Origin of the sequence: Streptomyces albospinus (assembly GCF_014648695.1) — a bacterium.
Classification (GTDB): Bacteria; Actinomycetota; Actinomycetes; order Streptomycetales; family Streptomycetaceae; genus Streptomyces; species Streptomyces albospinus.
Window position 1 is genome coordinate 24570 of sequence record NZ_BMRP01000033.1, and the last position, 6152, is coordinate 30721.

At 70.3% G+C, this 6152-nt stretch carries 2 protein-coding genes; both read left to right on the forward strand.

The window, feature by feature from the left end:
* Positions 1-84 precede the first annotated feature (84 nt).
* A complete protein-coding gene (locus IEZ17_RS31100) occupies positions 85-759 on the forward strand; it encodes an HAD family hydrolase (protein ID WP_189306005.1) in 675 nt (224 codons plus the stop codon).
* Positions 760-1150: 391 nt separating this feature from the next.
* A complete protein-coding gene (locus tag IEZ17_RS31105; protein ID WP_189306007.1) occupies positions 1151-6112 on the forward strand; it encodes an NAD-glutamate dehydrogenase in 4962 nt (1653 codons plus the stop codon).
* The last annotated feature ends 40 nt before the right edge of the window (positions 6113-6152 follow it).

Genomic DNA, 6152 nt, shown 5'->3' on the forward strand with positions numbered 1-6152 from the left:
GCGGCCCGTCCCGCTGCGTTGTCAGTGGCGGCGGGTACGGTTTTTCGCATGGGAAGCGCACGGGGGAAAGACCAGGGGAACGGCATGAGGAAGCCCGCGGCACACATCGTGTGGGACTGGAACGGCACGCTGTTCCACGACATCGACGCGGTGATCGCGGCGACCAATTCCGCCTTCGCGGAGATCGGCCTGGAGCCGATCACGCTGGAGCGGTACCGGGAGCTGTACTGCGTACCGGTGCCGCGGTTCTACGAGCGGCTGATGGGGCGGCTGCCGACCGAGGCCGAGTGGCTGGTGATGGACGAGACCTTCCACCGCCACTACGCCGAGCACCGGGTGGGGTGCGGGCTCGCCGAGGGCGCGGAGCTGCTGCTGGAGGGGTGGCAGGCGGCCGGGCGGAGCCAGTCGATCCTCAGCATGTTCGGGCACGACGAGCTGATACCCCTGGTGCGCGGCATGGGGATCGCCTCGTGGTTCGTGCGGGTCGAGGGCCGGACGGGGCCGTCCGGCGGCTCGAAGAGCGCGCACATGGTGCGGCACCTGGCGGCGATGGACGGTGTGGATCCGGGGCGTACGGTGGTGATCGGGGACGCTGCCGACGATGCGGTGGCGGCGCGCGACGCGGGCGCGTACGCGGTGCTGTACACGGGCGGGTCGCACAGCCGGAGCAGTCTGGCGGCTGCCGGGGTGCCGGTGGTGGACAGTCTCGCCGAGGCGGTGCAGGTCGCGGGAGACCTGGCAGGAGGCACCGCCTCCTAGCGGCTCTCCCGCAGGCATACTCCACCCCGGCTGGGCATTGTCCAGTAGGTCTAAGTTAGGGCTGATGTTTTGTACGGACACGGCCCATGACGGGACCTGTGCCGGGAGCGATAGCCTTGCACCGTGATCAGCGCGATAACCCGCGGGGGCGTCATGGCCCCCGCCGTGCGCCCGGGGCACCATCGTGACCGGGCGATCGCTGGTCGTTGCGGCCGTCAATCCACGTCGGCATCGTCGAAAATCGTCGATCGCGGCACGGCCTTCTCATATCGCGGCACAGCGTCGGCAGTGACAGGACACCCCGCGTCGCAGCGGCATTGTGCAGCTTCCGCAGCTATTCCCACGTATTTCCACAACGTCACGCAACGGCGCGCGACAGGAGCCAGAGGACATGCAGACCAAGCTGGACGAAGCCAAGAACGAGCTGCTCGCGAGGGCCGCCCGGGTCAGTGAGAGCACCCCGGCCGGGGGCGCGTCCCCGGTACGCGGGCTCGACCCGGAGACCCTCACGGGATACCTCCAGCGCTACTACCTGCACACCGCCCCCGAGGACCTCGCCTACCGCGACCCGGTAGACGTCTTCGGCGCCGCGCTCTCCCACTACCGCCTGGCCGAAAACCGCCCCCAGGGAACGGCGAATGTGCGGGTGCACACCCCGACCGTCGAGGAGAACGGCTGGACGTGCAGCCACTCCGTCGTCGAGGTGGTCACCGACGACATGCCGTTCCTGGTCGACTCGGTCACCAACGAGCTCTCGCGGCAGGGGCGCGGCATCCATGTCGTGATCCACCCGCAGGTGATCGTCCGCCGCGACGTCGCCGGCAAGCTGATCGAGATCCTGGCCGCCAACGGCGACACCTACGGCGTGAACGGGACCGGCAGGGCCGCCGAGCTGCCGCACGACGCGGTGACCGAGTCCTGGATCCACGTCGAGATCGACCGCGAGACCGACCGGGAAGACCTCAAGCAGATCACCGCCGACCTGCTCCGGGTGCTGTCCGACGTCCGGGAGGCCGTCGAGGACTGGGACAAGATGCGCGCCACCGCGCTGCGCCTCTCCGAGCAGCTGCCCGCGGAGCCGGTCGCCGACGACCTGCGGGACGACGAGATCGAGGAGGCCCGGGAGCTGCTGCGGTGGCTGTCCGACGACCACTTCACGTTCCTGGGGTACCGCGAGTACGAGCTCGCCTCCGCGCCCGGTGAGGGCGGCGTCGAGGAGGACGTCCTCACGGCCGTACCGGGCACCGGCCTGGGCATCCTGCGCTCCGACCCGCCGCACCGGGAGAGCGACGCCGGCCACCCCGTCTCGCCGTCCTTCAACCGGCTGCCCGCGGACGCCCGCGCCAAGGCCCGTGAGCACAAGCTGCTCATCCTGACCAAGGCCAACAGCCGCGCCACCGTCCACCGCCCCTCCTACCTCGACTACGTCGGGGTGAAGAAGTTCGACAAGGACGGCAACGTCATCGGGGAGCGGCGCTTCCTGGGCCTGTTCTCCTCGGCCGCGTACACCGAGTCCGTCCGCCGGGTGCCGGTCATCCGCCGCAAGGTCGCCGAGGTCCTCGAAGAGGCCGGCTTCAGCCCGAACAGCCACGACGGCCGCGACCTGCTCCAGATCCTGGAGACCTACCCGCGCGACGAGCTGTTCCAGACCCCGGTCGACCAGCTGCGCGCCATCGCCACCAGCGTGCTCTACCTCCAAGAGCGCCGCCGGCTGCGGCTCTACCTCCGCCAGGACGAGTACGGCCGCTACTACTCCGCGCTGGTCTACCTCCCCCGGGACCGGTACACCACCGCCGTCCGGCTGCGGCTGATCGACATCCTCAAGGAGGAACTGGGCGGCACCAGCGTCGACTTCACCGCCTGGAACACCGAGTCGGTCCTCTCCCGGCTGCACTTCGTCATCCGGGTCAAGCCCGGCGCCGCCCTGCCCGACCTCACCGACGGCGGCGTGGACCGCATCGAGGCGCGGCTGGTGGAGGCCGCCCGGTCCTGGGCCGACGGCTTCGCCGAGGCGCTGACCGCGGAGGTCGGCGAGGAGCGCGCCGCCGAGCTGCTGCGCCGCTACGGCCATGCCTTCCCCGAGGGCTACAAGGCCGACAACAACCCGCGCAGCGCGGTCGCCGACCTCCAGCACCTGGAGAAGCTCACCGAGGAGCCCGGCCGCGACTTCGCGGTCAGCCTCTACGAACCGGTCAACGCCGGCCCCGGTGAGCGCCGCTTCAAGATCTACCGCCGGGGCGAGCCGGTCTCGCTGTCGAAGGTGCTGCCCGGCCTCAACCGCCTGGGCGTCGAGGTCGTCGACGAGCGCCCGCACGAGCTGCGCTGCGCCGACTCGCCCCTCGCCTGGATCTACGACTTCGGGCTGCGGATGCCCGAGCACGTCTCCGGTGACGACGCCCGCGAGCGCTTCCAGGAGGCGTTCACGGCGGTGTGGACCGGCGCCGCCGAGAGCGACAACTTCAACAAGCTGGTGCTGCGCGCCGGCCTCAACTGGCGCCAGGCGATGGTGCTGCGGGCGTACGCCAAGTACCTGCGGCAGGCCGGCTCGACCTTCAGCCAGACGTACATGGAGGACACCCTCTCCAACAACGTCCACACCACCCGGCTGCTGGTCTCGCTCTTCGAGGCGCGGATGTCGCCGGAGCGGCAGAGGGCCGGCACCGAGCTGATCGACGGGCTGCTGGAGGAGCTGGAGGGCGCGCTCGACCAGGTCGCCTCCCTGGACGAGGACCGCATCCTGCGCTCCTTCCTGACCGTCATCAAGGCGACGCTGCGCACCAACCACTACCAGAAGGACAGCGCGGGCAAGCCGCACGCGTACCTGTCCGTGAAGCTGGACCCGCAGGCCATGCCGGACCTGCCGGCGCCGCGTCCGGCGTACGAGATCTGGGTGTACTCCCCCCGGGTCGAGGGCGTCCACCTGCGGTTCGGCAAGGTCGCGCGCGGCGGTCTGCGCTGGTCGGACCGCCGGGAGGACTTCCGTACGGAGATCCTCGGCCTGGTCAAGGCGCAGATGGTCAAGAACACCGTCATCGTGCCGGTCGGCGCGAAGGGCGGCTTCGTCGGCAAGCAGCTGCCGGACCCGGCGCAGGACCGGGACGCGTGGCTGGCCGAGGGCATCGCCTGCTACAAGACCTTCATCTCGGGTCTGCTGGACATCACCGACAACCTGGTCGGCGGCGAGGTCGTCCCGCCCAAGGGCGTGGTCCGGCACGACGAGGACGACACCTACCTGGTCGTCGCCGCCGACAAGGGCACCGCGACCTTCTCCGACATCGCCAACGAGGTCGCCGAGTCCTACGGCTTCTGGCTGGGCGACGCGTTCGCCTCCGGCGGCAGCGCCGGCTACGACCACAAGGGCATGGGCATCACCGCCCGCGGCGCCTGGGAGTCGGTCGAGCGGCACTTCCGAGAGCTGGGCCACGACACCCAGACCCAGGACTTCACCGTCGTCGGCGTCGGCGACATGTCCGGTGACGTCTTCGGCAACGGCATGCTGCTCAGCGAGCACATCCAGCTGGTCGCCGCCTTCGACCACCGGCACATCTTCATCGACCCGAAGCCCGACGCGGCGACCTCGTACGCCGAGCGCCGCCGGCTCTTCGAGCTGCCGCGCTCCTCGTGGGCGGACTACAACACCGAGCTGCTCTCCCAGGGCGGCGGCATCCACCCGCGCTCGGCGAAGTCCGTCCCGATCAACGCCCAGGTGCGGGCCGCGCTCGGCATCGACTCCGGCGTGAAGAAGATGACGCCGGCCGACCTCATGCAGGCGATCCTCAAGGCGCCGGTCGACCTGCTGTGGAACGGCGGCATCGGCACGTACGTGAAGTCCTCGACCGAGACGCACGCCGATGTCGGCGACAAGTCCAACGACGCGATCCGGGTCAACGGCGAGGACCTGCGGGTCAAGGTCGTCGGCGAGGGCGGCAACCTCGGGCTGACCCAGCTGGGCCGGATCGAGTTCGCCGCGGCCGGCGGGAAGATCAACACCGACGCGATCGACAACAGCGCCGGTGTGGACACCAGCGACCACGAAGTCAACATCAAGATCCTGCTGAACTCCGTCGTCGCCGACGGCGACATGACGGTCAAGCAGCGCAACAAGCTGCTCGCGGAGATGACCGACGAGGTCGGCGCGCTGGTGCTCCGCAACAACTACGCGCAGAACACCGCGCTGGCGCTGGCCATCGCCCAGTCCTCCAGCATGCTCCACGCCCAGCAGCGCTTCCTGCGCCGCCTGGTGCGCGACGGCCATCTGGACCGGGCGCTGGAGTTCCTGCCCACCGACCGGCAGATCCGCGAGCGGCTGGGCGCCGGGCGCGGTCTGACCCAGCCGGAGACCGCGGTCCTGCTGGCGTACACCAAGATCACGGTCGCCGATGCGCTGATCCAGACGCCGCTGCCGGACGACCCCTACCTCCGGCGGCTGCTGCACGCGTACTTCCCGACGGCGCTGCGGGAGGACTTCACCGAGCAGGTCGACGGGCATGCGCTGCGCCGCGAGATCGTGACGACGGTGCTGGTCAACGACACCGTCAACACCGGCGGTACGAGCTTCCTGCACCGGATGCGGGAGGAGACCGGCGCGTCCCTGGAAGAGGTCGTCCGGGCGCACACCGCGGCCCGTGCGATCTTCCGGCTCAACCAGGTCTGGGACGACGTCGAGGCGCTGGACAACGTCGTCGCCGCCGAGGTGCAGACCCGGATCCGGCTGCACTCGCGCCGGCTGGTCGAGCGCGGCACCCGCTGGCTGCTCAACAACCGCCCGCAGCCGCTGGAGCTGTCCGGGACCATCGACTTCTTCGCGGAGCGGGTGGCGCAGGTCTGGGCGGAGCTGCCGAAGCTGATGCAGGGCGGCGACCTGGAGTGGTACCGCACGATCCAGGAGGAGCTGACCGACGCGGGCGTGCCCGAGCAGCTGGCCGTCCAGGTGTCCGGCTTCTCCTCGGTCTTCCCGGCGCTGGACATCGTCGCCATCGCGGACCGCACGGGCAAGGAGCCGCTGGCCGTCGCCGAGGTCTACTACGACCTGGGTGACCGGCTGCGGATCAACCAACTCCTCGACCGCATCCTGGAGTTGCCGCGCAACGACCGCTGGCAGTCGATGGCCCGCGCCTCGATCCGCGAGGACCTCTTCGCGGCGCACGCGGCGCTCACCGCGGACGTGCTGTCGGTGGGCAACGGCTCGGCGACGCCGCAGGAGCGGTTCAAGGCGTGGGAGGAGGCGAACGTGGCGATCCTGACCCGGGCCCGCGCCACGCTGGAGGAGATCTACGGGTCGGAGGGCTTCGACCTGGCGAACCTGTCCGTGGCGATGCGGACGATGCGGACGCTGCTGCGTACGCACAGCTGACGCGGTGGGGGCGGCGCCCTGCGGCGCCTGCCTGCTGCCC